The organism is Rubellimicrobium rubrum (assembly GCF_006152115.1).
GTDB classification, from domain to species: Bacteria; Pseudomonadota; Alphaproteobacteria; order Rhodobacterales; family Rhodobacteraceae; genus Rubellimicrobium; species Rubellimicrobium rubrum.
This window is the reverse complement of record NZ_VDFU01000084.1, coordinates 1-1,021: the sequence shown is the minus strand read 5'-3', so window position 1 is coordinate 1,021 and position 1,021 is coordinate 1. Positions and strand designations below refer to the sequence as shown.

Annotated in this window: 1 protein-coding gene; it reads left to right on the top strand. The window is 66.0% G+C overall.

Going from position 1 to position 1,021, the window contains the following annotated elements; all coding sequences use genetic code 11:
* Positions 1-1,021: cadherin repeat domain-containing protein (locus FHG66_RS21805; protein ID WP_176556395.1), on the top strand; the 1,021-nt coding region annotated here is incomplete at both ends.

Sequence of the window (1,021 nt, the reverse complement as noted above, 5' to 3'; positions counted from 1 at the left end):
GAGGGCACGCCGCCTGTGGTCACCGGACCTGATGGAACGGCGCAGGAGCAATCCCAGCGCATTCCCGAGGGGCGGACCCTCGTAGCCACCTTCCACTCCGACGAGCCGGTGACCTGGTCACTGGCCAGTCGGGGTGACGCGGGCGCTTTCCGGATCGACCCGGTCACCGGCGAGTTGCGCTTCCGGAGGGCGCCGGAGTTCGACACGCCCGCCGACATGGATGGGGACAACGTCTATCTCCTCACGGTGATCGCCATGGATGCCGAGGGCAACATGACCGAGATCGTGTTCGCGGTGACAGTCGAGGACACCGTCGCGCCGCAGATCAGCGGTCCGTCAGGTCTGCCAGGGGCAGGACGGTCCGCCACCAGCGTGGACGAAGGCACCACGACGGTCGCAACCTTCACCGCCAATGAGATGGTCACCTGGTCCATCGCGGGCGGGGTGGATGCCGCCCACTTTGGCATGGACCCCACCACGGGCGAGCTGCGCTTCGTAATAGCTCCCGACTTCGAAAATCCCAAGGACCAGGACGCCGACAACAGCTATGTCGTTGTTGTCACGGCCACCGACGCGAACGGCAACGTGAGCCAGCAGATCGTGACGGTGGGGGTGGCGAATGTCACCGACACGCCCTCGGAGCTCTTTGAGGAGCGTCGCGACGAGGTGGAAGCCATCGTCCGAGACGTCGAAGAGAACCACCTGCGCGCAGCTGTGGCCGCCCAGCAGGACACGACCCGATCAGCCCGTAACCGGTTCATCGAAGGTCAGCGCCTGCGCGAGCTCTGCAGCGACATCGACGACCCGAGCCAGCCGGTCACATCCGCTCTGCGGAACAACGACGAGTGCAGTCTGCTGGCCACACGCAACGACGTGGCGTTTGATGCGGATGGCACCTTGGAAGTGGGCGAGGGCGGGATCAACGGAGCCGGCACCTTCTTCGGCCAGCATGGCAGCTTCGACGGCACGCGGCGGCGGATTGTCGAGGGGACGTTCCAGCTCGTGGACGATGGCGAGGGGG